General features: G+C 37.1%; 20 protein-coding genes. 13 read left to right on the forward strand and 7 right to left on the reverse strand.

The genetic code is table 11. The annotated features are described in order from the left end of the window. Positions 1–63: 63 nt before the first annotated feature. The 3 genes from VIO64_RS11665 to VIO64_RS11675 form a co-directional block, all read right to left on the reverse strand. The gene (locus VIO64_RS11665; RefSeq protein WP_331918334.1) at positions 64–1,575 is read right to left on the reverse strand and encodes a glycosyltransferase family 39 protein; all 1,512 of its coding nucleotides are present in this window, start codon (positions 1,573–1,575) and stop codon (positions 64–66) included. 554 nt (positions 1,576–2,129) lie between these two features. Beyond that, positions 2,130–2,909, reverse strand: a complete 780-nt coding sequence (locus VIO64_RS11670; RefSeq protein WP_331918336.1) for an EFR1 family ferrodoxin — start codon at positions 2,907–2,909, stop codon at positions 2,130–2,132. 91 nt (positions 2,910–3,000) lie between these two features. Next, a complete protein-coding gene (locus tag VIO64_RS11675) occupies positions 3,001–3,291 on the reverse strand; it encodes an ArsR/SmtB family transcription factor (protein WP_331918338.1) in 291 nt (96 codons plus the stop codon). 191 nt (positions 3,292–3,482) lie between these two features. Here VIO64_RS11675 and VIO64_RS11680 point away from each other — a divergent pair, with 191 nt between their 5' ends. Beyond that, complete coding sequence (locus tag VIO64_RS11680) at positions 3,483–5,066, forward strand: copper amine oxidase N-terminal domain-containing protein (protein WP_331918340.1); 1,584 nt, start codon at positions 3,483–3,485, stop codon at positions 5,064–5,066. 80 nt (positions 5,067–5,146) lie between these two features. Here the strand turns inward: VIO64_RS11680 and VIO64_RS11685 are convergent, their stop codons facing one another. The 4 genes from VIO64_RS11685 to sigI all read right to left on the reverse strand — a co-directional run bounded on the left by VIO64_RS11685 (position 5,147) and on the right by sigI (position 9,675). Next, entirely contained in the window at positions 5,147–6,076 is a 930-nt protein-coding gene (locus VIO64_RS11685; RefSeq protein ID WP_331918342.1) for a metallophosphoesterase, read from the reverse strand. Between the two features lie 76 nt (positions 6,077–6,152). Continuing rightward, positions 6,153–7,163, reverse strand: a complete 1,011-nt coding sequence (locus tag VIO64_RS11690; protein ID WP_331918344.1) for a DUF4474 domain-containing protein — start codon at positions 7,161–7,163, stop codon at positions 6,153–6,155. Between the two features lie 156 nt (positions 7,164–7,319). Then, positions 7,320–8,927 carry an anti-sigma factor domain-containing protein gene (locus tag VIO64_RS11695; RefSeq protein ID WP_331918346.1) on the reverse strand — a complete coding sequence of 536 codons (1,608 nt, stop codon included), beginning with the start codon at positions 8,925–8,927 and terminating at the stop codon, positions 7,320–7,322. Next, positions 8,920–9,675 carry an RNA polymerase sigma-I factor gene (gene sigI, locus VIO64_RS11700; protein WP_331918348.1) on the reverse strand — a complete coding sequence of 252 codons (756 nt, stop codon included), beginning with the start codon at positions 9,673–9,675 and terminating at the stop codon, positions 8,920–8,922. The genes VIO64_RS11695 and sigI overlap by 8 nt, the downstream gene beginning before the upstream one ends. A 197-nt stretch (positions 9,676–9,872) precedes the next feature. Here sigI and VIO64_RS11705 point away from each other — a divergent pair, with 197 nt between their 5' ends. The 12 genes from VIO64_RS11705 to VIO64_RS11760 all read left to right on the forward strand — a co-directional run bounded on the left by VIO64_RS11705 (position 9,873) and on the right by VIO64_RS11760 (position 24,621). Then, on the forward strand, positions 9,873–10,835 hold the full coding sequence (locus tag VIO64_RS11705; protein WP_331918350.1) for a dihydroorotate dehydrogenase: 963 nt from the start codon (positions 9,873–9,875) through the stop codon (positions 10,833–10,835). Between the two features lie 9 nt (positions 10,836–10,844). Beyond that, positions 10,845–11,528 (forward strand): histidine phosphatase family protein, encoded by a 684-nt coding sequence (locus tag VIO64_RS11710; protein ID WP_331918352.1) that lies wholly within the window; start codon positions 10,845–10,847, stop codon positions 11,526–11,528. A gap of 69 nt (positions 11,529–11,597) precedes the next feature. After that, positions 11,598–12,464 carry an orotate phosphoribosyltransferase gene (locus VIO64_RS11715; RefSeq protein ID WP_331918354.1) on the forward strand — a complete coding sequence of 289 codons (867 nt, stop codon included), beginning with the start codon at positions 11,598–11,600 and terminating at the stop codon, positions 12,462–12,464. Positions 12,465–12,574: 110 nt separating this feature from the next. Then, a complete protein-coding gene (locus VIO64_RS11720; RefSeq protein WP_331918356.1) occupies positions 12,575–14,866 on the forward strand; it encodes a carbohydrate-binding protein in 2,292 nt (763 codons plus the stop codon). A gap of 400 nt (positions 14,867–15,266) precedes the next feature. Continuing rightward, a complete protein-coding gene (locus tag VIO64_RS11725) occupies positions 15,267–15,518 on the forward strand; it encodes a TM1266 family iron-only hydrogenase system putative regulator (RefSeq protein ID WP_331918358.1) in 252 nt (83 codons plus the stop codon). Positions 15,519–15,872: 354 nt separating this feature from the next. Continuing rightward, the gene (gene hydG, locus VIO64_RS11730) at positions 15,873–17,240 is read left to right on the forward strand and encodes a [FeFe] hydrogenase H-cluster radical SAM maturase HydG (protein WP_331918360.1); all 1,368 of its coding nucleotides are present in this window, start codon (positions 15,873–15,875) and stop codon (positions 17,238–17,240) included. A gap of 60 nt (positions 17,241–17,300) precedes the next feature. Continuing rightward, the gene (hydE, locus tag VIO64_RS11735) at positions 17,301–18,602 is read left to right on the forward strand and encodes a [FeFe] hydrogenase H-cluster radical SAM maturase HydE (protein WP_331918362.1); all 1,302 of its coding nucleotides are present in this window, start codon (positions 17,301–17,303) and stop codon (positions 18,600–18,602) included. Positions 18,603–18,690: 88 nt separating this feature from the next. Next, complete coding sequence (locus VIO64_RS11740) at positions 18,691–20,091, forward strand: aspartate ammonia-lyase (RefSeq protein ID WP_331918364.1); 1,401 nt, start codon at positions 18,691–18,693, stop codon at positions 20,089–20,091. Between the two features lie 3 nt (positions 20,092–20,094). Continuing rightward, complete coding sequence (gene hydF / locus VIO64_RS11745) at positions 20,095–21,330, forward strand: [FeFe] hydrogenase H-cluster maturation GTPase HydF (RefSeq protein ID WP_331918372.1); 1,236 nt, start codon at positions 20,095–20,097, stop codon at positions 21,328–21,330. A gap of 3 nt (positions 21,331–21,333) precedes the next feature. Beyond that, a complete protein-coding gene (locus VIO64_RS11750; RefSeq protein WP_331918366.1) occupies positions 21,334–22,479 on the forward strand; it encodes an aminotransferase class V-fold PLP-dependent enzyme in 1,146 nt (381 codons plus the stop codon). 119 nt (positions 22,480–22,598) lie between these two features. After that, entirely contained in the window at positions 22,599–22,760 is a 162-nt protein-coding gene (locus VIO64_RS11755) for a hypothetical protein (protein ID WP_331918368.1), read from the forward strand. 274 nt (positions 22,761–23,034) lie between these two features. Further along, complete coding sequence (locus tag VIO64_RS11760; RefSeq protein ID WP_331918370.1) at positions 23,035–24,621, forward strand: AraC family transcriptional regulator; 1,587 nt, start codon at positions 23,035–23,037, stop codon at positions 24,619–24,621. Positions 24,622–24,742: the final 121 nt, after the last annotated feature.

Consider the following 24,742-nt stretch of genomic DNA (forward strand, 5'->3'; position numbering starts at 1 on the left):
TTTTAAGGCTGCACTGATTAATCTCAATGCAGCCTTTTTTTAATATGATGTATTCAATGCCATCTACTCTACGGTAAAAATCTTTATATTATCATCACCGTTTAGATTATGAGAATTATGTTTTGCATAGGCACTTTCTATAATATTTGCTTTACCGGTAACGCCTTCAAATAAAATGAATACTGATTTTTTATTGGGGTTGCTTTTTTGTTTGCTGATAACTGTATCAATCTGCCCGTAATGTACTCTATCGGTATTGCCTAAATATATATTTATCAAATATTGTCCGTGCAAGTCCAGATCAGGCATATATATTTCGTACGATGGGTCCGCAGTCTTGATATATTCCGCAACTCTTGAAATTCTATTTGGATTATCCTGTGATTTTTTTATAAGTACATTAAAATAATCATTATAATTTTCAAAGACAACATAAGTTAGGAGAACTGCCAGAGCAACAGTCAAATATGATTTTTTGAAAGTAAATCTACTGGAAATAAAATAACAGATTTTATCTATTGCAAGTGCTGCAAATATTGGCGGCAGAGATAGCAAAACTACTGCCCTTTGGTAGCTTGGTTGTCCTGTCATAGCTACCAGCCCAACTATTGTGCCAAAAAATAGCAATAATAGAATCATGGAATTGGGTTTTTTCCACATGGTTATGAGATAAAAAAGTCCTATAGCAAACAGGATGGATGTAACAAACGGAAGCATAGGGCCGGGACCCGCATAACAATAACCTATATCAGGATAGAAATTAAATTCTAGTAAAGCTTGAACTGAATAATCCTTCAATAAAACAAGCTTGTCTAAAAGGGTTAGCACCTGATCCTTATGCGGCGACATAAAGCCGCCAAAAATAAAGTCTCGCTTTGCTCCTTCTATAAAGTTGGGGATTTTATCTTGAAATGGAACAATATACGGCATGAAGGCAAATATGAAACCGATAATCATCGCCGATATATGCATAATATGATTCTTTAAATACTTTCCTTCCTGTATAGTTTTGAAGATCAGATAGCAAACAGCAACGGCTATAAGAACTCTGGCAGCGGACCAGGTATACTGAGCTATGCCTATTGATATACCTGCAAGAGCGAATATGTACATATACCTTTTTTTCTCACACATCACCAACAAGAGTATTACAATTGCACCAAACAACGCATTTTGAATAAAAGGAAAACCAAATCTGCTAAAATGTATATGTGCACCCATTAAGGCAACCAAAACACCGGATATATAGGAGATTCTTTTATTAAATACAGCCCTTGCAATTGCCATTGTAATCAACACAGCTATTATACCGGAAACCGCAGCGAACATTCTGTTGCCAGTCATATTGAGCCCAAAGATATTGACAAATAGAGCATGCCCATAATAATAAAGCCCCGAATAGTAAGTCCATCCCCAAACAGTTTTAGGACCAATCTCAAAAGGACCTTTCATAGTACCGTTAATAACATCCATGGCACCAGCGGCTGCAAAGCCTTCTTCCTGATTAATTGGTTTTGGAATACTTCCGAGTTCGTATATGCGAAGAAACGATGCAAGCAGCATGATGCCTGTCATTATTAACCAATCAATTCGGTGTATGCTTCTCAACCTTGAATTGATCTTTTTTATAGTATCTCTGACATTTAAAAATGAAAAAACGTATAGAATAAGAAGTAAGCACCAAATCAAAAATGTTAGGAAAGTATCTTTTTTGCTATATGCTGTATAAATAACATACACAAAAAGAACTAACGCGGCTATTTGCAGATAAAGCTTAAATTTATAATTCTTTTCCACTCTAAAATTTAAAGATTTATCCTGATTGGCTTTTCTGCAGCATAGAGAAATTATAACTACCGATAAAAAACTAAACAAATATAAGCAAATACCTAAACTCACATCTTTAAATATTGAAAAGCAAATTTGTCCGCTAATGGCAAATAACAGCATAAAAATAGTTAGATATAATTGCAGTCTCTTGTATTGATCGACCTTTAGTACCACTGGTTTAAAACCCCCTATTTAGAAATTTTTAATGTGCATAAAAAAATAATACCATATTGTTTGATAATGTTCAACATGGTATACAGTAAAATTGTTGAATAGGTGTAAAACTAGATGTACAAAGCTTATATATTCAAATACACCGAAGCGGGTATATCGGGGTGGTTATACCTGTCTTTACCTATTGTGGAATTTTTGTATTCAATTGATCTTTTAGGGCAGTAGTTAATACATGCCAAGCAGAACTGGCAGTTATTCTGCCATAAGGGCTTTCCGTCATCCAATCTGATGTTGTTGAATTTGCAAATTTTCTCACATAAACCGCAGGAATTGCAGGTGTCTTTTACTTTAAATCCCTCATCGATTTTATTCAGTCTTTCTATAAACTTGTTGTGCACCGATGCCCTTAGGAATGACAAAATCTCTTTTTCTTGTCTTCTGGCACTGGAATTTATGTAATCAGAAATTATTTTTAGTTTTTGTGATGCTTCATTAAACATTCTTTCCTGAACTTTTATAGGTGGAACTTTAAAATTTGGTATATAATTTTCAGGCATTCTTATATAAAAACTTGCTGAGAGCTTTGTACCTTTATTTTCCAAAACTTTTTTAAGATGGCTGAAAACCCCTCCCTGGAAGGCGATTCCACCCCTTGTAACTACAGCAAATAGGTATTCAACATTTTTTAAGTCCAATTTTTCTATAAATTCCATAACTACCTTAGGCATACTCTGAAAATACAGAGGAAAAATAACGCCTACCTTTTGGGAGTCGGGAGTAATCTTTATATCCTTGTATGCTTCTGTAATAGCTATGAGTCTGCAATCCTTAAGCTGCTTATGGAGTTCTTTTGCAATGTAATATGAGTTACCGGTTCCTGAGAAATAGTATAATGTTGTGTTCATATTTTTCTCCTTTCATTTTTACACTTTCATAACTGTCGAAGTATTGTTCGATAAATAATATTAAAATTTAACTGTTTTATACCATATAAGCCTAAAATTGCTTATTAAATAAACTTCCCAATTCACTCAAAACCTCTTTATTCACCCTGGCGACTAAATATTTACCCTTTTTTTCGGTAATTATAAGCCCCACACTGGACAGTTCCTTTAAATGGTGGGATATAGTAGGTGCACCTATTTTAAAGTACTTTGTAACCTCCGATATCAGGCATTCACAGTTCTCGAAGTCTTTTTCCTGACATTTTGCAATCTCAAGAAACAGCTCCAAACGGTGGGGGTGGGAAAGGGCCTTCAGTATGTTTGAGTATTTTTTTGTATCCAAACCATACACAACCTTTTTACGATTTTATAACTATCGAACTATTTATTATATAATATCACAGTTTGATAAATTGTCAATATTTAGATAAATATTAAAAAATAGTTTTAAAAAGCCTAATTTTATTTTATAATGTTATAAGCTGCCAAATAGGCACAAATTAATTCATTTATTAATAAAGGGGAGAATAGTTTATGAAAAAGACTCTTTTATATGCCGTAATGTTTATTACAGTATGCATTTTTGGGGTAACTTCACATGCACAGCAAAAAGCTGCTATCAAGGAGATACCTACTCTTAAAATCATCATTGACGGCACGCAGTTAAAGCCTTCCAGTACACCTATAAACTATGGCGGCAGAACTTTAGTTGGTTTAAGGGATTTGCTTGTTTCGCTGGGTGTTCAAAATGATTCAGAACATATCGTATGGGATAAGACTAATAAGACAATAAAGGTTTTAAAGGATTCAAAAGAAATAAGCCTGGCCATCGGAGACAAAATGGCAGTAGTGGATGGGGCAGAGGTGGAAATTGATGTAGAGCCTGTGATATATAAAAACAGCACATACATACCTGCAAGATTTATTGCACAAAGTCTGTCAAAGCTGGTTTTCTGGGATGGCTATACAAACAGTGTGGTTATTTGTGATGAGGAAATGTATAAGGAAGTTGCCGGTATAATTGGATCTGAGGCTTCCAGTAAAAGTGTTGTAATTAAAACAACTACAGATACATTATTACATAACGGTAAAAATGTGTATACCATAAAGGATGAAAGCAAAAAGGATCCGGTTAAAAATATAGAATTTACAAAGTCTACAATTGATGTAGGCGGTCAATTGGATTATATTGACTATTTTGAAAATGATAAATATATATATAGGAGACCTGATGTTCACCAAAAGTGGCTCAGGGCATCCAAAACAGTTCGTGATGTTGATGTTGAAGACATCGATAGCAATAATAATGATAACAGCTCTATAAATGCTTTCATGGCAAGTTTGGTAGTGAAAGAGAAAAATGAAGGCAGGATTGTGATTGAGGGGGATACATTATATTATGCAGTTGCTATGACAAGTGCCAATGAAATGGATGTTTTAAAGGACAAAACAAGCACATCCAAGGTTCAAATGGAATACAATGCTTCTTCTAGTAGACTTAATAAAATAGAGATTAAAGTAAAGGGAAACATAAATGATTCCGGTACCAAAAAGTCATATGAATTGACAAGGTCAATTGTAGTTAACAGGGATGAATCGGTGACATCCGTGCCTGTTCCTGAGGATCTCAATAATTATTATACAGTGCCTGAAGGCAGTACAGAGTATTATCATATTGACGGGTTTTTTATGACAGTTCCCAAAGAGTGGAATTTTCCAAGTATGATAGAAACAGATCCTATGATTTCATATACAGATCCTAAAGATCCCAAGAAGTGGTGCAGTGTTATGCCGGATATTCTATATTTTGAAACTACTGATAAGTCATTACTTAACGATATAAGCCTTGAGCTTGAAAAGAACTTTAAAACTATATTAATAAACTCCAAGGTGATAAAAAAAGAAAAATTGAAGTTTCAGGGGAAAGACGCAATAAGAATAACAATAAAGGGTATTGATGACGAATCAAAGAAGGCTACCAAAATTCAGCTAACTTTGTTCCAAAACCTTAACACAGTTACAGTATTTACGTATATGGGTGAAGAAAAGACATTTGATCAAAAAGCGGGAGAGGCTAAAAAGATTATGGATTCATGGTATAACCCAGGCAGAGGATAAATTTATTTTGATGTGTAAGAAATTATGGTGTATCATATACCATAATTTCTTACGATAACAATCTAAATGTTTTGCAATAATCATTTCGTCATTTCATTCTCACTCAAATTGGATTTTAGATTATTAAAATAATCCTTTAATTTTCTAGGACCTGCCATTGTATTCCGGCCTATATACAAGGTTCCGTCACTCCTGGCTTTAACCTGCCATTTTACAAGGGTAATAGTACCATTAGTAATCTCTATTACTGTTATACCATGAGGGTGTACACAGCTGCCTGTATTAAAATAAGGAGGTTCACCAACTTCAGGAAATGTAGACCTATGGGTGTGTCCCGTTATGAGTATGTTTTTGTTTATTCTGGCCCATTCAATCAGCCTTTTTCCAACAGACTTTTGCTTGTCGTAATTTTTGGCAGCACTTGTCGGGTCTCTAAAACCAAATAATTCTAGCTGTTTCCAAAGGTGTCTAACCAAAAAACCGCTAAGCCTCCACAGCCTATCGTTAAAGAAATCTGCCTGGTGTCCGTGGGTAAGAAATATTCTGTCATTAGTGATACTGTGCTTTAATATAAGACCCTCATGAATATTGATATTTTTAAATAAAGATATAAACCTTCCGTCTAGCTCATTAATATAATAATACAAATTCTTTTTAACAAAGCTTTGGCTTTTCTTTATCATATCATGATTTCCATAAAGAAAATGCAGTCTGCCTTTTTTATAGAACTGAGCCAGCTTGTTAAAAACATCAATATGAATATTAATTATATCGGAAAACTTGCTGTTCTCCCAAAGCTCATCACCATCACCAAGCTCTATATATGTGTAGCTACTATTGTAATAAAAATTTAGGGCTGCAAAATAAATGTTCTTGTTAGCTAAGAAATTATCCCCCCAGCTTCCATCACCCCTATGGCAGTCGCTTATTATGGCAATCCTGGAAAAATCGTCAAAAGGAATCTCCACAGCCGATTCAAACACTTTTGAAATTCTTTCTAGTTCATACATTTTAATAACTCCTGTTTAACAGATACCGAACTGATATATAACTTTACAGATCGGTATCTTTATGTTAAAAATCTTATTAATCCAAATAATTTTTAATCTTTTTATAGACATCAAATATGGCTGATGACTTGCCTGGATGCAATATCTTTTTATACAAATCAGGAGACTGTTCCTTTAATGCATTTAGCTTTTCGGACATATTCATGCAGCCGGCAGTAATTTCAACAAACTTTTCACACATAGCTTCGTTTTTTCTTTGTATAATCCATTCTGCCTGTTTGATCCTTGACAATGGCTGCTGGGTGTGGGGGAATACATATTTGATAAAAACTGTATTGCCCTCAATATCGAATTCTTTGTCTGAGTAATTTGCTTCCCTGAGACCACCAACAAATGCGTCTAGCATTTCCTTATCCTTGAGGGTAATTGATATATCCATAATAAGTTCATATGGCTCTGAAAATTCACCAAGTTTGAAACCGGTTAACCACCAGTGCTTTTCCCCTCTATGGAACAAAATCTCACCAAATTTGCTTAGAGTAAATTCCATGTATAATTGGTCTTCATCATCGACGCAATCATAAAAAGTACCGGTAAAAATATTGGGAATACTAAAGTCAGATTTATCGGTAGTATAAACTCCGATTTCACAGCCAGTAGTCAAATCATATTGACCTTTCCAAAACTCAATAAGCCACCTCTTACCGGCGTACTCAAATTTAATAGGATCACAGTCTACAATCATTCCGAATGGTGCTGCGGCCTCGTCATACAAACGGCAGTATCCGAATTTCCTTTGCCAGGAATCTTTATTGGAATAGTACATATCTTGCTCCTCATCATATGAAAAGCCTGCAAACTCAATAGTCTTTTCTATTTCATAATTTGTTTCCAATTCTCCCGAATCCAGACTGTAAAAAACACCTTTGAAAAGATTCTTTAGAAAAGAAATAGACTTTGGAATGTATCTGTATATTTTCGATATAAATATGTATATTAAAAGAACACCAAGTACAATTGACAGCAGAATTATTATATTTGATATAATAGCGGTATTAATAAGAAATAAAGTAATATGGCCTAACATAAAAACCTCTCCACTAATGTCTTTATATAACATAATATTCCTTTGTGAACCTTATGTGTGACTATTGATAAATCCATAGTTTCTTAGAGATTAAAAAGATAGCAGGCAAATCATTAACAAATGAATTGCCTGCCTAATAATTTCCGAATTACAACATCAAGGATATGTCAGGTATAGAGTATTAGAGGTTATTTTTGTGTCATTATACACATATGTTATGCTGAAGTAGTACTTTTGACCTGATATCAGCTGGCCGTTAAAATCTCCTCCATTATAACCGTTTGAGCTTCTTACAACATATGAGGTTTCATTTGTGGAATACCACATATAACCATCCTCAGGGTACACAGGGTGTGGGTTGGTTTTGGATATAACAACCTTATAGTACACAAATCCACTCCTTGTGTTCGGTGTCCATGATAGGTTTATGCTGTCACTTCCTACCTTTGCAGTAAGCTTTTGCCCTGTACTGGGCTTAGGAGTAGGAGTAGATGTAGGTGTTCCGGGGTATTTCATCGAAACGGCATTGCTGTGTATCTTTTTGTTTTTGAAAACTGCTGTTATTGCAAAGTAATATTTTTCACCAGGAATTATCTTGCCTCCAAAGTCGCCCCCATTATACTGGGAGTACTTATCTATGCTGATACTGGACGCATTTATATCTGTTATTACATACATGTAGCCGTCATCAGGATACTTAGGCTTTGAGTTTCCCTTTGAAATTACAACCTTATAGTATTGGAAGTCTTGGTCTTCCATAGGTGTCCATTTAAGTAAAACCTTACCGCTTTTAACCGACCCTGAAATATGCAGTGTATTATTATCATAAACAACCTTTATAGCAGTGGGAGTGGGCTTAAGCTTGGGTGTTGCTGTATTCTTAGGTGTAGGATTGGGTGTTGATGAAGCTCTTAACGACGAAGTAGGTTTTAAGTTTCCTTTTGCTGTTGGTGTAACCCTGTCCGGCGTTTTTGTATCATCACTTTCATCCCCGTTATCATAACCGCGTAAATTCTCGATCATAGTTGAAACATCGTGAACCTTTGCCTCATCGATGGTTATATCTTCATCGTTTTTTCTCATGCTTTCATAATATGTTTGACGTCCTATTGACAGATTGTTTTTGGAAGCCTTCCTCTTAAGGATTGGAGAGGCTTTTGTAACTAAGTATTTGTCTGTCTTGTCTTCAAGAGATATTTTAAGCTCCCTAACAAGGTCATCAATATAATTCTTCTGTTCTTCGATATCTTTTCCGTAGTAAGTGTATTCGTCATTCAATGAAACAGAAGCTAGAACATGATTGTTTTCCATATCTATATAGCCTAAATCCTCAGATTTTGCCAATATTTCAGTAATTGCCTTTTCAAGGTACATGTTATTAAAATCCAAACCCTTTAGAAGCTTTTGGGCATCATCATTCAATGAAAGAGTTTTTTGGACTTTGTTATCCTTATCAAGCATCAATTCAATGCTTGGATTGATGTCAAGATCCACAAATGAATAAATTCCTTCAAGGCCGCTATCTGAGGATTTCTGGAAGAATATAAAAAACAGGAAAACTATAAATATAATGGCAGCAGCACTTGCAATCAGTGGCATCAGAAATTTAACGGGCTTTCTTTCTTTTTTGATGTCAATTGGAGTAAATTGTACTTGCTGACCTACAAACATTCCGGGCTTTCTTTTTAAATTAATAAAATCGCAATCCCCAGTCATAACAAGTACACTGTCATTTTCCATTTCCAATATAGTTCCTTTACTCATACCTTCCACCTCCTTCCACATCACGAACATAACCTTGAAGAATATTAAGGTTGCTCTTAATTATAAGCACCATTGCTATTATAAATTTTCGATTGCGTTCAACAGTGCCATGGTAAACTTTTGTGATTTTCATCAGATCTGTTATAGGTATGTTACCCGTTCGCATAAACTTGTCATACAGAAGTTGGTTGTCTGCAATAAGCCGTGCAAGTTTTATGCAAAGTTGCTTTGAATCCTTATGCTTTGGTGCACAGGAAGCAAGGGACGAGAGGGATATATTAAATCTCATAAGCTCTCTTTTGAAGGCGATTATCTCCTCTTCAACCTCTACATTGTCTGTGGATGTATCATAATCCACCTTCAGATATTTCTCCTCAAAGTTATTGTTTTCCTCACTCTCGAAATAAGTAAAGGGATACTCTACCTGGGCTTTACTGTTTTTCCTTAAAAAATCAATAATTCTTCGTCGTATTACCTGATCCGAGAAGTTTAAAAAGTTCCTGCTTTGGTTTTCGTCATAACAGTTTATTGCCTCATCGAAGGCCATAAGGCCTACACTGTACTCTTCACTGTTAGCGGGATCTATGTACCTGCCTGTGACTCTGGAGACTGACTGAAGTATAAAGGGACGGTAATCGCTTATGAATTTTTCTTTCAAAGCAAAGTCACCTCTATGAATTTTAGCAATTATATCTCTTAAAGGATCGTTTTCCTGCTTTTGTTTTTTGAAGAATTTTATATTAAACAATAATATCCTCCTCCGTAATATTGTTCGATAAGAAGTATAAATGTTGAGAGTAGTATATCTAAAAAACAACAGCGTCAGGATTGAGTGTATCAGATAAAAGTTTTTTTTACAATAAATTTGTTAACTGTATGGATAGTAGCAAAATTAAATGTTATTATATAGAGTGGAAAAAGTATAACTTAAAAATGAGGGAGAATATGAATAATACAAATAAAAAAGCCGATCTTTCAGTTACGGTTGGTGGTCTTAAGCTAAATAATCCGGTAATAGCCGCATCGGGAACCTTTGGGTTTGGGAGAGAATACTCTGAGTATATGGACTTAAACGGCCTTGGAGGGGTTTCTGTAAAAGGTCTTACATTAAACCCAAGGCAAGGTAACAAGCCTCCAAGGATTGCTGAAACGCCAGCAGGCATACTAAACAGCGTAGGTCTTCAAAATCCTGGCGTTATGCACTTTATTAAAGAAGAAATACCATTCTTGAGAAAATACAACACAGCGATTATTGCAAATATTGCAGGAAACACCATTGAAGATTATTGTAAAATGGCAGAAACCCTTCAGGATGCGGACATAGATGCAATAGAGCTCAACGTGTCATGCCCCAACGTAAAGCAAGGCGGGGTCGCATTTGGAAATACCTGTGCAGGCATTTCAGAGGTGACAAAAAGGGTTAGGGAATATTGCAAAAAGCCTCTTATAGTCAAGCTGACACCCAATGTTACGAATATAAAGGAAATAGCTAAAGCTGCCGAGGATTCCGGTGCCGATTCCTTGTCTCTTATAAACACAATACTCGGAATGGCTGTTGACATTCATAAAAGAAGGCCCATATTGGCACAGAACTTTGGAGGGCTTTCAGGACCTGCCGTAAAACCTATTGCACTTAGAATGGTTTATGAGGTTGCTAATACGGTTAAAATCCCCGTTATCGGAATGGGTGGAATATCAACGGGAGAAGACGCTGTAGAGTTCCTGTTGGCAGGAGCAAGTGCCGTTATGGTAGGTACCATGAATTTTATAAATCCTACAGCATGCATCGATGTTGTCAAAGGAATAGAGAAATATCTTGATTTGTATAATATTAGTAGTGTAAAGGATATAATAGGAACACTAGAACTAAATGATACATCTACAGGATGTGGATGCGGGAACAAGTAGGAGGAATAGATGAAAACAAGGCTGATTTTTGTAAGGCACGCAGAAGCTGAAGGGAATCTATACAGGGAGTTTCATGGATGGACTGACTCGCCCATTACCGATAAGGGCCATAAGCAGGCAGAGCTTGCGGCGGGAAGGCTTAGGAACATGAAAATTGATGTAATATACTCAAGCAGCCTCAAAAGAACCCTTCAAACAGCACAATATATAGCGGATATCAAGGGTCTTCCCATAATCAGGACGGACAAGCTGAAGGAAATAAACGGCGGAGATTGGGAAGGTAAAAAATGGGATGAGCTTGCGAGTATATGGCCTCACGAAAATGAAACATGGGAGAAAAAGCCCCATATTCACAGGATGCCAAATGGTGAATCAATGGAAGAGTTTCAAGAAAGGCTTTTAAAAGAGATTCAATATATCATTGATAACAATAGAGGTAAAAACATATGCATCGTTACCCATGGGACTGCTATAAAGGCTATGATGTGCAGATTTAAGGGCTGCGAGCTGGAAGAGATGGTCAATATAAAGTGGTACGACAACACATCGGTTACTGTTATTGATTATGAGGATGGCAGCTACAAAGTTGTGATGGAGGGTGATGCATCACATTTAAGCAGAGAAATGAGCACAATTTACAACCAGGAGTGGTGGAGTCAATACGAAAAACAATTTGAAGACAGACAGAGATAAAAATTTAAGATTAAGGAAACTTTTTGTATAATATTGAAGTCTAATATAATTGAAATGGGAGGAATAAAAATGAATAATTTCAGAGATAAACTGGTTTCATGGCTTTTTGAAACCGAAGCATTGAGGGTATGCCCTCAGGATAAGCCCTTTTGGTATACATCAGGAGCCATAGGCCCCTATTACATAAATACCCATTTTCTATATGGAAGTGAGGAAAAAGCCAACAACTTACTTAAATTGATTGATGAAGTAAAAAAGGACATCATAGGTTGCCCAGGTAAGATTTTGGATAAGGTTTTGGAAAATTATAATAACGATAAAATATTCAAAGAGCTTATTGATGAAATGGTTAACTTTATCAGGCAAAATCAAGAGCTTCAGTCCTGCGATTATATATCGGGCGGAGAAAGAAGGGACTGGTTCTTTTCCATCATAATAGCACATATATTAAACAAGCCCCATATTACAATTTATAAGGACTTGAAAGCTGTCCTTACAGATGGCGGAAAAGTTGTTACTGATTTTGATATAAAAGATAAAAAAGTCCTCCATATTGTAGACCTCATAAATGAGGCATCAAGCTATGAAAGGGCTTGGATTCCTGCTATCAAGAGCCTTGGAGGAGAAATAATATGGAGCATGGCGGTTGTAGACAGAATGCAGGGGGGATCTGAGTTTTTAGAAAGTAACAATATTAAGCCGTTTTCAATGATAAATATCGACAAAGATCTATTTAAGATGGCACTTGATTCAAATTATATAAACAAAAGCCAGTTTGATATGATTGCAGCTTATCTAGATAATCCTAAAGAGGCAATGACAAGGTTTTTAAATGAAAATCCACAGTTTATGAAGAATGCACTTGAAGGTGACGAAAAGACCAGGGAGAGGGCTAAATTATGCCTTGACAAGGGGATATACGACTTAAAAGGATAAGTTCATGTTTATTATTTATATATAAAATAAAAAAGAATCAAATGTAATATACACATTAAAGTTACACTTTATAAAATATAGAAAATAAGGATTTTGAGGGGGATGATTTAATGGCAAGAAGGTTTTTATCAATCATGCTGACATTTATTATTGTGTTGGCATCCATCAATTTTACTACAGCTGCACCGGTTCAGAACACTGACCTGGCCAACAAGCTAAAAAGCCTAAACCTGTTTTTAGGAAGCGACCAGGGATTTGAGCTTGATAAGGAATTGACAAGGGAGCAGTCCATTGTCATGGTTTTAAGGCTTTTAGGTCTTGAGCAAACTGCAAAAAATCAAAAGATAAAGTCCATATTTACTGATATTCCTTCCGGTCATTGGGCAGAATTCTATGTTTCATACGCCTATTCAATAGGCTTGACCTCAGGTATCAGCAATAACAGGTTCGGTGCAGGCTCAAATATAACAGCTAACCAGTATATTACATATCTTTTGAGGTCTTTGGGATATGAGGACTCAAAAGGAGATTTTGTTTGGAGCGAGTCTATAGATAAGGCATATAGTATTGGACTTATATCATCGGTAGAATTTAAATACTACAAATCAACCCAGTCCATAATAAGGGATGATGTTGTAGCCATTTCATACAGTGCATTAAAAACAAAACTTAAAGGTACGGAGAAAACTCTAATCAGAAAGCTTGTAGATTCAGGAATTATTAAAATGGATCAGGTGACAGCAGTTAAGGATAATGATCTTGTCTTGGCTGTGAATTCCTATAGCACTCCCACACCTACAGCAACTCCAAAGCCTACGGGAACTCCGACTCCTACTGTTACACCAACGCCTATAACAAGAACAGCTTTTACACAGATAGAGGCAGAAAGCTTTAACAGCAACAAAGGTGTTGAGATAGCAACCTGTACTGAGGGCGGAAAAGATATAGAGTGGATAGAAAACGGAGATTATGCGGTATATGAAAACATTGATTTTTCAAATGGTGCCAACAGCTTTGAAGTAAGATATGCCAGCGGATCAACCGGTGGATATGTAGAAATAAGGCTAGACGGCATAAACGGCAGACTTGTGGGAACATGTCCTATCAGTTCAACAGGCGGCTGGCAGACATGGGCAACAAAGAAAATCGATATATCAAATACAACCGGTGTGCACAGCCTCTACTTGAAGTTTACAGGGGGAAGCGGTTATCTGTTCTCATTAAACTGGTTCAGATTCTATCAGACAACTGTTGTGCCTACAGGTATTGCTTTTTCCGACAATTTTAATGACGGTAATGCAAATGGCTGGACTACATACAACGGAACTTGGAAGGTTGAAAGCAACAAATATGGAGTAAGCCCTAGCGGGGAAGCAAAAGCTGTTGCTGACGGAACCAATTATACGGATTTCAGCTATACAGCAGATGTTGTTATCGGCACAGCAGGAAATGCTGGTTTGATTTTTAATGTCAGCAGTCCTTCCAATACAACCAATGGATTTAACGGTTATTATGCAAGTATTGATGCAAACAGCGACAAGCTTGAGCTTATAAGGATTTACAACGGCTCACCTGTTACATTAGGTGTTGCTTGGGTTACTATAAATCCATATACAGTATACAAGCTCAAAGTTATAAGAGTGGGGAGTTCCATCAGGGTATTTCTAGAGGATATGTCCTCATCCAAAATCGATATAACAGACGGTATGTATACCTCGGGTGCCATAGGAGTAAGAGCAATTGACACTTATGCCGAGTTTGATAATATCTCTGTAAGCTATGCTGTTGCTACACCAGCTCCAACGGTTACACCAACACCTACATCAGTATACAGAACCCCTGATAATCCCGGGTACACTGTAAATGGACTTGATTTTAAGTATTATGAGGGATATTGGAACGAACTGCCTAACCTTAACAACATACCTGTGGTTTCTCGCAGTTCAGTGGATAATTTTAAAATATTAACGGATAAATCAAACTTTGCATACTCCTTTACAGGCTATATAAATATTGAAACAAGCGGAAATTATACATTCTATACTAGGTCAGATGATGGAAGCAAGCTGTATATAGGAAGCAGGCTAGTGGTTGACAACGATGGAAGACACTCTGCAAAGGAAGAAAGCGGATCTATTTACCTGGCTGCAGGTAAACATGCCATTACTGTTGACTATTTTAACAGAGACGGAGATGATGTTTTGGAAGTCAGGTACTCAGGACAAGGAATATCAAAGACCCTGATTCCTAGTTCGGCACTTTTTAGGGCGACAGCATCACCGACTCCTACATCTACTCCAAGACCGACTCCTACATCTACACCGACGCCGACTGCAACTGCAACAGCTACACATACTCCGACACCCACACATACCAGCACACCAACTCCAACAGAGAGATAAAACTTTGTAATAAGAAAGGCAGTAGCTAGAGATAATTCTAGCTGCTGCCTTTTATGTGTGTGCCCAGCATGGGCGTTCTCTCGTCGGTGAAAGTCCGATATGGGGATTACCAATCCCAAGACTGGAGAAAAACAAAAGTAAGAAAACTGTATATGAGGTAAGATTTCAGATGCAAACATGTAGGACGAACGTAGTTTACCCCTTCCTATGCAGATAAGCCGATTAATGAGAGAGTTCATCGAGATATTGAAATTCTTGGATTGTAGAACCTGACCAAAAACTTGTAAGCGTATTTACATTTTAAAACCAGCCTTTGATATGGTGTAACAAAAAATCTGTTTACATCTACCGTAAAAGTGGTATAATTAGAACATAGTTAAAAAAATAACAAAGGTGAATTATGACAAATCAAAACAGAATCGCAGTTATAGGGATAGTTGTAAATAACCGAGTGGAAACAGCAAAGAAAGTAAATGACATTCTCAGCAATTTTGCGAATATAATAGTGGGTAGGATGGGGCTTCCTTATAAGGAAAGGGAGATATCTGTTATTTCCATTATTGTAGACGGGACAAACGACGAGATTGGTGCACTCACCGGAAAGCTTGGAAACATACAAGGTATAAAGGTGAAGGTAGCACTTACATATTAAGGTATGATTAAAAAATTACTTCCGCTTTTGAGCGGCTGGTCGTTTAGCTTCGCTAAACTGCTCGCCATGCATCCTGGGTGATGACGAGCTAAGTCAGCACGGGAGCGAAATTTATAGCGGAAGTTATTTTTTGATCGTGCTAAGAACACTTATATTGATGATTTTATTATCTAAAACTGAATACTTTTTTCTAAAGGTTAAATACCTGACGAGAGGGAGATATATCTTATCGAAGGGGGACTAATTATGGTAAAACTATACTCTAATTCTTCCTGACATTTGGGAGGAATTTTTTAATGTCTAGGAAATTAAGGTGTATATTGTAAATGTTATTTTAAATAGGGAGCTGATTGTATGGTTGATTATATAAATGAGGATCTGATTTTTTCACTTCTTGAAAAATCAAAAAAAGTTAACAAACAGGAAATAAGAGAATTGATTAATAAGGCTAAAAGCTGTAAGGGTCTTAATCTTGAAGAGGTGGCAAAACTTCTTTATGTTGAGGACGATGAGCTTTTGGAAGAGGTATTTGACGCTGCAAGATATGTAAAAAATAAGGTATACGGTAAAAGGGTAGTGTTATTTGCACCTCTTTACACAAGTAACGAGTGTACTAACAACTGCCTGTACTGCGGCTTCAGAAGAGACAATAAAGAGCTTCACAGAAAAACCCTATCCCTTGAAGAGATAGTGACCGAGGCAAAGGCCATAGAAGCACAGGGCCATAAAAGAATTTTGTTGATTTGCGGTGAGTATCCTGGTAAAACAGGAGTGAAGCATTTGACTGACGCCATGGATGCAGTTTATAAATGCGGTGACATTAGAAGGATAAACGTTGAAGCAGCTCCTATGAAGACAGAGGAATACAGGCAGCTCAAGGAGCATGGAATAGGTACATATGTTATTTTTCAGGAAACATACAATAGAGAGGTTTATAAGAAAATGCACCCGGTAGGCCTTAAAGCAGATTTTGACTGGCGTATAACAGCCATTGACCGTGCCTTTGAGGCGGGAATCGACGATGTTGGTATAGGTGCACTTCTTGGATTGTATGACTATAGGTTTGAGGTTCTTGGGCTATTAATGCATGTAAATGCTTTTGAAAAGAGATATGGGGTAGGGCCTCATACAATCTCGGTCCCGAGGATGAGACCTGCTTTAGGGTGGGGGCTTGATGAGATCCCTTACCTGGTAAATGATAAGGACTTTAAGAAAATTGTTGCCATATACAGGCTGGCAGTTCCTTACACAGGAATTATACTTTCTACAAGGGAGAGTCCTAAGCTTAGGGATGAGCTCCTGTCTCTAGGAGTATCACAGATAAGTGCCGGCTCAAAGACCAGTCCCGGCGGTTACGCTGAGGAAGAAGAAAAGGCCGATCAATTTGAGGTTAATGATCACAGGACTTTAAACCAGATGCTTGAAACTATTTGCGACAATGGTTATATCCCTAGCTTTTGTACTGCATGCTACAGAAGATGCCGCACGGGAGAAGCCTTTATGGAATATGCAAAAGAGGGCGAAATTCACGAGTTTTGTCAGCCGAATGCTATCCTTACCTTTAAGGAAAACCTTATGGACTACGGCACTGAATCGCTTCGATTAAAAGGCCGGGATATTATAAATAAGGCTCTTGATGAGATTGATGATGAAAATATAAGAAACTCAACTAGGGTGAAGCTTAAGGAAATTGAAGGCGGCAAAAGGGACATTTATTTTTAGGCATGAAATTTTTCTTTCATGCCTTAATGAACTATAAAATTATTATTAGGATGTGTTTAAATGGGTGAGAAGGATTTTTTGATAGTTGCACACAACACTGCAGGTATGCTACTTATAAATAAAACTCTGCAAAATGCTAATATAAAGACGGATCTGGTTCCGGCCCCTCCTGAAACAGGGACTGTATGTGCCATTGTAGTAAAGGTTTCGGAGCAAGACCTGGAAACATCCAAGGCCTTGCTTGAAAAAGAAAATGTCTCTTTTAAGGATATAATCGAAGACAGAAAGCTCAAGCTTCAGGGATTGATTGACAAAAAGCTGGGACTGTCGGTGTCTAAAGAGTTTTTGGATATTCTAAAAAAGATTGAAAACGGCGATGATCTGGAAAAGGATGAAATAGTTTATCTTCTCAAGACCGACAAGCCGAAAGAAATAGAAGTTATATTTGCTACCGCTGACAGGATTAGAAAAGGGATGGTTGGGGATGTTGTTGAAATAAGGGGAGCTATTGAGTTTTCCAATTACTGCTGTAAAAGCTGTACTTACTGCGGTATAAACTCGCAAAACGGTTCCGTTGCAAGATACAGGATGTCGGAAGAAGAGATTTTAAGGGTTGTTGACAGCCTTCATGAGGAAGGTATAAAGACTGTTATTCTGCAATCGGGAGAAGACTCCTTGTGGTCTACCGAGCGGATAATAAAGCTTATAAGGGTTATCAAACAAAGAACCGGAATGCGGATAACACTAAGCGTAGGTGAAAGAACCAAAGCTGAGTACGAAGAGCTTAAGGCAAACGGTGCGGATAATTTTCTGCTTAAAATAGAAACCACAAACAGGAAAATATTTAAAGAAGTCCACCCTGATGACGATTATGACAGAAGAATACAATGTTCAAAATGGCTAAAGGAGCTGGGATATATTAACGGTTCCGGTAACATAATAGGTCTGCCGGGCCAGCAAATAGAGGATATTGCCAATGACATTATATTTTTTAAGGAAATGGGAATCAATATGATAGGAATAGGACCCTTTATTCCTGCAAATGGAACACCGTTAGAGCATTTGCCCCACGGGAATATAGCACTTACAGTAAGGACCGTGGCTGTTACCAGGATTGTTTGTAAAAAGGTTTATATTCCTTCTACAACAGCATTGGCTTCCTTGGATAAGGATGCACAGGTATGGGCTCTGAATGCGGGGGCAAATACCATAATGCTCATAAATACTCCGGAAATTTACAGGGGCAGTTACAGGATTTATGATAATAAAAACATGGTGGATATGGAAGCTGCATTATACGCTGTTAAAAAGACCGGAAGAAAGCTTCCTGCTTACTTAAAGAGGTACCAAAACGATACATAAACGAAATTTATAGCGTAAGTTATTATTAGATCATGACTAAAGTGTTAAAAATCCTATATTTTTTATAGATTAATGGGGTTGGTAATAAATGAGAAAAGAAAAGGATATGCTGGGTGAAATGAACATTCCGGATGATGCCTACTATGGAATACACACAAAGAGGGCTCTGGAAAACTTTTGCATTAGCGGAAGGTGTATTCATGTTGAGCTCATAAAGGCACTGATTACAGTAAAAAAAGCGGCTGCTATTACAAATGGGGAGATAGGGCTTTTGGAAAAGAGCATATCGGATGCGATTTCAAAGGCCTGTGATGAAATACTGTCAGGCAGCCTTATGGACCAGTTTGTTGTTGACCCGTTGCAGGGAGGAGCAGGGACATCAGCCAATATGAATGTTAACGAGGTTGTTGCCAATAGGGCGATAGAGCTTCTAGGGGGTAAAAAAGGCGAATATTCACTGGTGGATCCCCTTGATCATGTGAACATGTCCCAATCCACAAACGATGTCTTTCCAACCGCAGTCCGCATAGCGGCCATTAAAATGCTAAAGCCTGTAAGTGAACTGTTTGCCGGATTTCAAACTGCTTTGCAGGAAAAGGAAGAGGATTTTTCCAAAGTTCTCAAGGTGGGAAGAACCCAGCTTCAGGATGCGGTGCCGGTTATGTTAGGGCAGGAATTCGGAGCCTGGGCACAGGCCATATCCAGGGACAGATGGAGGATTTATAAGGTTGAAGAGAGGTTAAGACAGGTTAATATAGGCGGAACTGCTGTAGGAACCGGTATCAATGCGGACAGAAAATACATATTTATGATGATTGAAAAGCTAAGGAGTCTTACAGGAATTGGACTTGCTAGAGCAGAATACATGATGGATCCCACTCAGAACAACGATGTGTTTGTTGAGGTGTCGGGGCTGTTAAAAACCTCTTGTGTCAATCTTTCAAAGATTGCCAATGACTTGAGACTTATGGCATCAGGGCCAAGGGCAGGCTTAGGGGAGATAAATCTCCCGGCCGTACAGGCAGGATCATCCATAATGCCTGGAAAAGTAAACCCTGTAATACCTGAAGCGATAAACCAGATCGCGTTTCAGGTTATGGGCAATGACATGACAATCACCATGGCAGCCCAGTCGGGGCAGCTGGAGTTAAATGCATTTTTGCCCGTTATAGCACATAATCTTTTTGAGATGCTTGATCTTCTAAGAAACGGCATAGAGATTTTTATAAATAGATGCATAAAAGGAATAACTGCAAATAGGGAAAGGTGCAGCCAAATGGTGAAAGAGAGCTATGTTGAGGTGCCTGCCCTTATACGGCACATCGGGTATGGTGAGGCATCAAGATTAGCCAGGGAGTGTGTAGAGAAAAATAAGAACATAAGGGAAATTCTTATAGAAAAAGGTATCATGGATAAAGACACAATTGATAATATATTAAACCCATTGGAATTGACAAAGCCTGGCATACCAGGTACAGGAAAGAGGTAGGTGATTTGGGTGAATAACACACCGGTTTCAGAAAGGATGCATATTGCAATATTCGGAAGGAGAAATGCGGGAAAATCAAGCCTTATAAACGCACTGACAGGACAGGAACTGGCTGTTGTCTCGGATGTACCGGGGACAACAACGGACCCTGTATATAAGTCTATGGAGCTGCTGCCCATAGGTCCTGTAGTCATTATAGATACTGCAGGAATGGACGATGAAGGCGAACTAGGAAACTTAAGGGTTGAAAAAACATATGATGTATTAAGAAAAACCAACTTTGCAATAGTAGTTGTAAACGCTCAGGAAGGAATCACCGACTTTGAGCTGGACTTCATAAAAAAGGTCAAAAGCAGGGATATTCCTGTTGTTTGTGCCATGAATAAGCTGGACCTAAAGCCTTTGTCCGAAGATGAGGTATTTGAAATACGAAACAGTGTAGGAATACCTGTTATAGGTATAAGCTCATTGATAAGAACAGGAATAGACGAACTCAAAAAAGTCATATCGGAAAATGCGGTTTATGATGACAGGGACTTAAGCATTTGCGGTGACCTTATAAGGCCTGGTGATTTTGTAGTGCTTGTCACACCTATAGATAAGGCAGCCCCGAAGGGCAGGCTGATACTGCCTCAGCAGCAGACGATCAGGGACATAATAGAAAACGATGCCATGGCTGTTGTTACAAAGGAATATGAGCTTAAGGAAACAATTGAGAATTTAAATAAAAGACCGTCATTGGTAATTACCGATTCCCAGGCTTTTTTAAAGGTTTCGGCGGATGTGCCGGAGGATATACCCCTAACATCATTCTCCATACTGTTTGCAAGGTATAAGGGGGAGCTTATGGAAATGGTAAGAGGCCTAAAGAGGATTGAAGGCCTAAAAAGCGGCAGCAGGGTACTTGTAGTGGAAGGCTGTACACACCACAGGCAGGCGGATGACATAGGTAAGGTGAAAATCCCCAGGTGGGTGAGGCAGTTAAGCGGCGGAGAAATTGAATTCGAATGGGCGTCGGGAAATTTCTTCCCTAAAGATATTGAAAAATTTGATTTGGTAATACATTGTGGGGGCTGTATGCTCAATAAGCAGGAAATGCAGTACAGGATAAATTTTTCTAAAGAAAACAATGTGGCAATCACCAATTACGGTATGCTTATTGCATATGTTCAGGGAATACTTAAAAGAGCACTGGCTCCGTTTCCGGCAGCCTTGATGATACTGGAGGAACAGGTGTAGAATATGATTTATCTGGATAACGCAGCAACATCCTTTAAAAAGCCTGAAGCTGTATATGAAGAAGTAATGAAATGCATGAGAGAATATGGTGCGAACCCCGGAAGGGGAGGGCACTCTTTATCTATAAGGGCATCTATGGAGATTATGAAGGTAAGGGAAAAATTGGGTTGGTTTTTTAATATAAAAGACCCTATGAGGATATGTTTTACCAAAAATGCCACAGAAGCTTTAAATATTGGCATTTCAGGGTATTTAAAAGAGGGCGATCATGTTATAACAACATCAATGGAACATAATTCTGTTATTAGACCATTAAATACTTTGAAAAGAGACAGAAAAGTAGAGTTTGACGTCATTGATTGTAACCAATTCGGTGAAATAGATTTAGATGACATAAAAAAGGCAATAAAGCCTAATACAAAGCTTTTGGTAAGCACTCTTTCATCAAATGTAAACGGCATAATAATGCCTGTAAAGGAAATGGGAAGTCTGGCAAGTGAAAGCGGCATATATTTCTTGCTGGATGCTTCGCAGGGAGCTGGCTCTATCAGGATAGACGTGGAAGAAATGCATATTGATATGATGGCTTTTCCTGGTCATAAAGGACTTTTAGGTCCCCAAGGAACAGGTGGGATATATATAAGAGACGGTCTGAAGCTTTCACCCATAATATTTGGAGGGACGGGAAGTCATTCCGAAATTGTGTTTCAGCCTGAAATGCTTCCTGACAATATGGAAAGCGGTACACTGAACACTCCCGGTATAATTGGGTTGGGAGCAGGTATCGGCTACATAGAAGAAGCAGGAATAGATAATATTAAAGCAAGAAAGCATGAGCTTGTTAAGACTCTTCATGAAGGTGCGGAGGAAATTGGGTGTGTTAAAATATATAGCAAAAACGACCCTAAGTCCAACTCCGGCATAGTTGCTATGAATTTTAACGGCATTGACTCAACTGAGGTCAGCTACGTTTTAGACAAGGTCTATAATATTGCAACCCGAGCAGGGCTTCACTGTTCCCTAATGGCACATCAGACATTAGGTACCGTCAAGTCAGGGATTGTAAGGTTTAGTCCAGGTCCCTTCAATACGCTTGATGAGATTGATATAACTCTTAATGCATTGAGAGAGATTTCCAATAGCATATAATTCTATGATAAATTAATTTTTTTATAAAAAATATTAATTATATCTAGAAAAAAGTTAAAATATTGTGTATAATGAATTAAAATAATCAATTATATAAATCAATTCGGGAGGAATTGCAAATGGATAATAGAACTAAAAATATAATTGGGATAATATTAGCGGTTGTTGCAGTTATTATAGTATTAAGAGTTCTCAGTTTTTTGATGAAACTTTTACTGCCTCTAATCATTCTTGGTGCCATAGGTTTTGGCGTATATTATTTTCTCAAAAAAAGAGGATAGAAGCATTTGTAGCCTAATCCTAATAAAAAGACTTCCAATGTACTTAGTTTAAAAATACCGAACTGGAGTATAACTTTACAGTTGGGTATTTTTAATTATTTCAAAAACAAATAGTAAAAATTGTTTTGCAAGTAACTAAAATATGATATTATTTATTTTATGATGTTATTTTTTTTGATATTGATAAATAATAAACAATTTTATAAAAATGCTGATTTTATTTAATCTTGCCAATTAATTGGTTTCAATTATTTAATAAATGAAGGGGTTTATAATGACGAGGGTTCTGTTTATTTCATTTGATGATGAGACCAGGAAAAGTTATGTTGATGCCTGGTTTAAAAGAGGTTCTTATTCCATTTTAGAGGCAAAAAATAAGAGTGACCTGGTCAAATTGTTAGATCAGTATAGCGATACAAAACTTATAATTATTAACATGGATATAGATTTAAAAAGAACTCTGAATATTATTTCATATTTGAAGAGTATTGAGATAAATGCAGTTATAATCGCGACTTCAAACAATCCCGATTTCAATACAGCCAGGGAAGCATTTAGGCAGGGTGTGTCAGACTATTTGCTTAAATCCGAAATAACAAGCAGTTATTTTAAAAAGCTGCAGAGCAGATTAAGTGAGATAGAACTGAAAAATTCAGGGGATTTAAATGAATATATATCTGATATGAGATCAGGCAAGGAAAGATTTTTAAAAGATATTCTGGAGACAGATAAAATAAACAGTTTAGACGAAGCTATAAATAATTACGGTATCAGGTTCAAGCCGGATAATTTGATCTTATGCTATTTATGGGTTGATGACTTTCAGACCATAAGCGAGAAATATGATGGTAATACCATTGGGGATTTTTCCAATAGTGTAAAGAAGCAGATTGATACAGTCATACATGATAACTGCCTGGGTGAGAGTGTAATCTTATCCCCTCAGGAGTACCTTTTATATCTATCGTTACACTATAATGATATGGAAAATCTATTGGATAATGTGTATGATACAGTTATGCTTATTAAGGATAATTTGCATGATTCAATGGAAATAAGTGTATCTGCAGGTATCAGTTCCTTAAGCACAGAAAACAAGAAGGTCAAGGAGCTTTATGAGGAAGCAAAATATAATGTTAAACTCAGATTTGTATTCGGTAAAGGTACAATAATTACTCCAGAGATTTCAAAGATGATAACACCTAAAAAAATCGACAGCATTTTTGGAAAAGAAGAAAAGTTTATCCGCACATTGATAGAGGCAGATAAAGAGAAAGCACAATATGAGCTTGAAGCACTCTTAAAGCTCATCAGAAACTCAAATCCCGGAAGGCTTGATAAAATCTATGCAAGCTATATGGAGATAATTTACATAATAATAAAATTTATAAACGAGAAATGCTATGATACAGTGGAGGTTTTTGGTCAAAACCTGGACTTTTATGACATAATCGCCAAATTCGAAACCCAGGAAGAAATCAATGAATGGATTAAGGATATTACAGATATCGTAGTAACATATCTGAAGGAAAAACGTGATGTTAAGGTTAACAGAGCGATACTGAGGGTTCAGGAGTTTATCCGCAATAATTACAACAATGATCTAACATTAAAGATGGCAAGTGATTTTGTAGGCTTAAGCGAAAGTCACTTAAGTAACATTTTTACCAAAAAGACAGGTCAGACTTTTACTGACTACCTGACGTCAGTTAGAATAGAAAAGGCAAAAGAGCTACTTGAAACAACAAACCTAAAGGTTTATGAAGTTGGTGTAAGTATTGGATATGCCAATGTAGAGCATTTCAGCAGGGTATTTAAGAAATTTACTGGTTTAAGTCCGAATAATTATAAAAACTCATAGTTGTTGCATAAAAATTTTTGATTAAAATCAACTGTAATATTTACCTGTAGAAAGCATGAAAGCTCCTTTGTTAATATCAAGTGGGTTGTCCTGATAGCAACCACATTAATTAACTAAGGAG

Source organism: Pseudobacteroides sp. (assembly GCF_036567765.1).
Lineage (GTDB): Bacteria > Bacillota > Clostridia > Acetivibrionales > DSM-2933 > Pseudobacteroides.

Coding starts and splice junctions, on each gene's coding strand:
- hydE (WP_331918362.1), top strand. CDS start 17,301: ATGGGTGAGAAGGATTTTTTGATAGTTGCACACAACACTGCAGGTATG.
- VIO64_RS11680 (WP_331918340.1), top strand. CDS start 3,483: ATGAAAAAGACTCTTTTATATGCCGTAATGTTTATTACAGTATGCATT.
- VIO64_RS11705 (WP_331918350.1), top strand. CDS start 9,873: ATGAATAATACAAATAAAAAAGCCGATCTTTCAGTTACGGTTGGTGGT.
- VIO64_RS11715 (WP_331918354.1), top strand. CDS start 11,598: ATGAATAATTTCAGAGATAAACTGGTTTCATGGCTTTTTGAAACCGAA.
- VIO64_RS11670 (WP_331918336.1), bottom strand. CDS start 2,909: ATGAACACAACATTATACTATTTCTCAGGAACCGGTAACTCATATTAC.
- VIO64_RS11750 (WP_331918366.1), top strand. CDS start 21,334: ATGATTTATCTGGATAACGCAGCAACATCCTTTAAAAAGCCTGAAGCT.
- VIO64_RS11755 (WP_331918368.1), top strand. CDS start 22,599: ATGGATAATAGAACTAAAAATATAATTGGGATAATATTAGCGGTTGTT.
- hydG (WP_331918360.1), top strand. CDS start 15,873: ATGGTTGATTATATAAATGAGGATCTGATTTTTTCACTTCTTGAAAAA.
- VIO64_RS11760 (WP_331918370.1), top strand. CDS start 23,035: ATGACGAGGGTTCTGTTTATTTCATTTGATGATGAGACCAGGAAAAGT.
- VIO64_RS11685 (WP_331918342.1), bottom strand. CDS start 6,076: ATGTATGAACTAGAAAGAATTTCAAAAGTGTTTGAATCGGCTGTGGAG.
- VIO64_RS11665 (WP_331918334.1), bottom strand. CDS start 1,575: ATGACAGGCATCATGCTGCTTGCATCGTTTCTTCGCATATACGAACTC.
- VIO64_RS11690 (WP_331918344.1), bottom strand. CDS start 7,163: ATGTTAGGCCATATTACTTTATTTCTTATTAATACCGCTATTATATCA.
- VIO64_RS11695 (WP_331918346.1), bottom strand. CDS start 8,927: ATGAGTAAAGGAACTATATTGGAAATGGAAAATGACAGTGTACTTGTT.
- VIO64_RS11725 (WP_331918358.1), top strand. CDS start 15,267: ATGACAAATCAAAACAGAATCGCAGTTATAGGGATAGTTGTAAATAAC.
- VIO64_RS11710 (WP_331918352.1), top strand. CDS start 10,845: ATGAAAACAAGGCTGATTTTTGTAAGGCACGCAGAAGCTGAAGGGAAT.
- VIO64_RS11720 (WP_331918356.1), top strand. CDS start 12,575: ATGGCAAGAAGGTTTTTATCAATCATGCTGACATTTATTATTGTGTTG.
- VIO64_RS11740 (WP_331918364.1), top strand. CDS start 18,691: ATGAGAAAAGAAAAGGATATGCTGGGTGAAATGAACATTCCGGATGAT.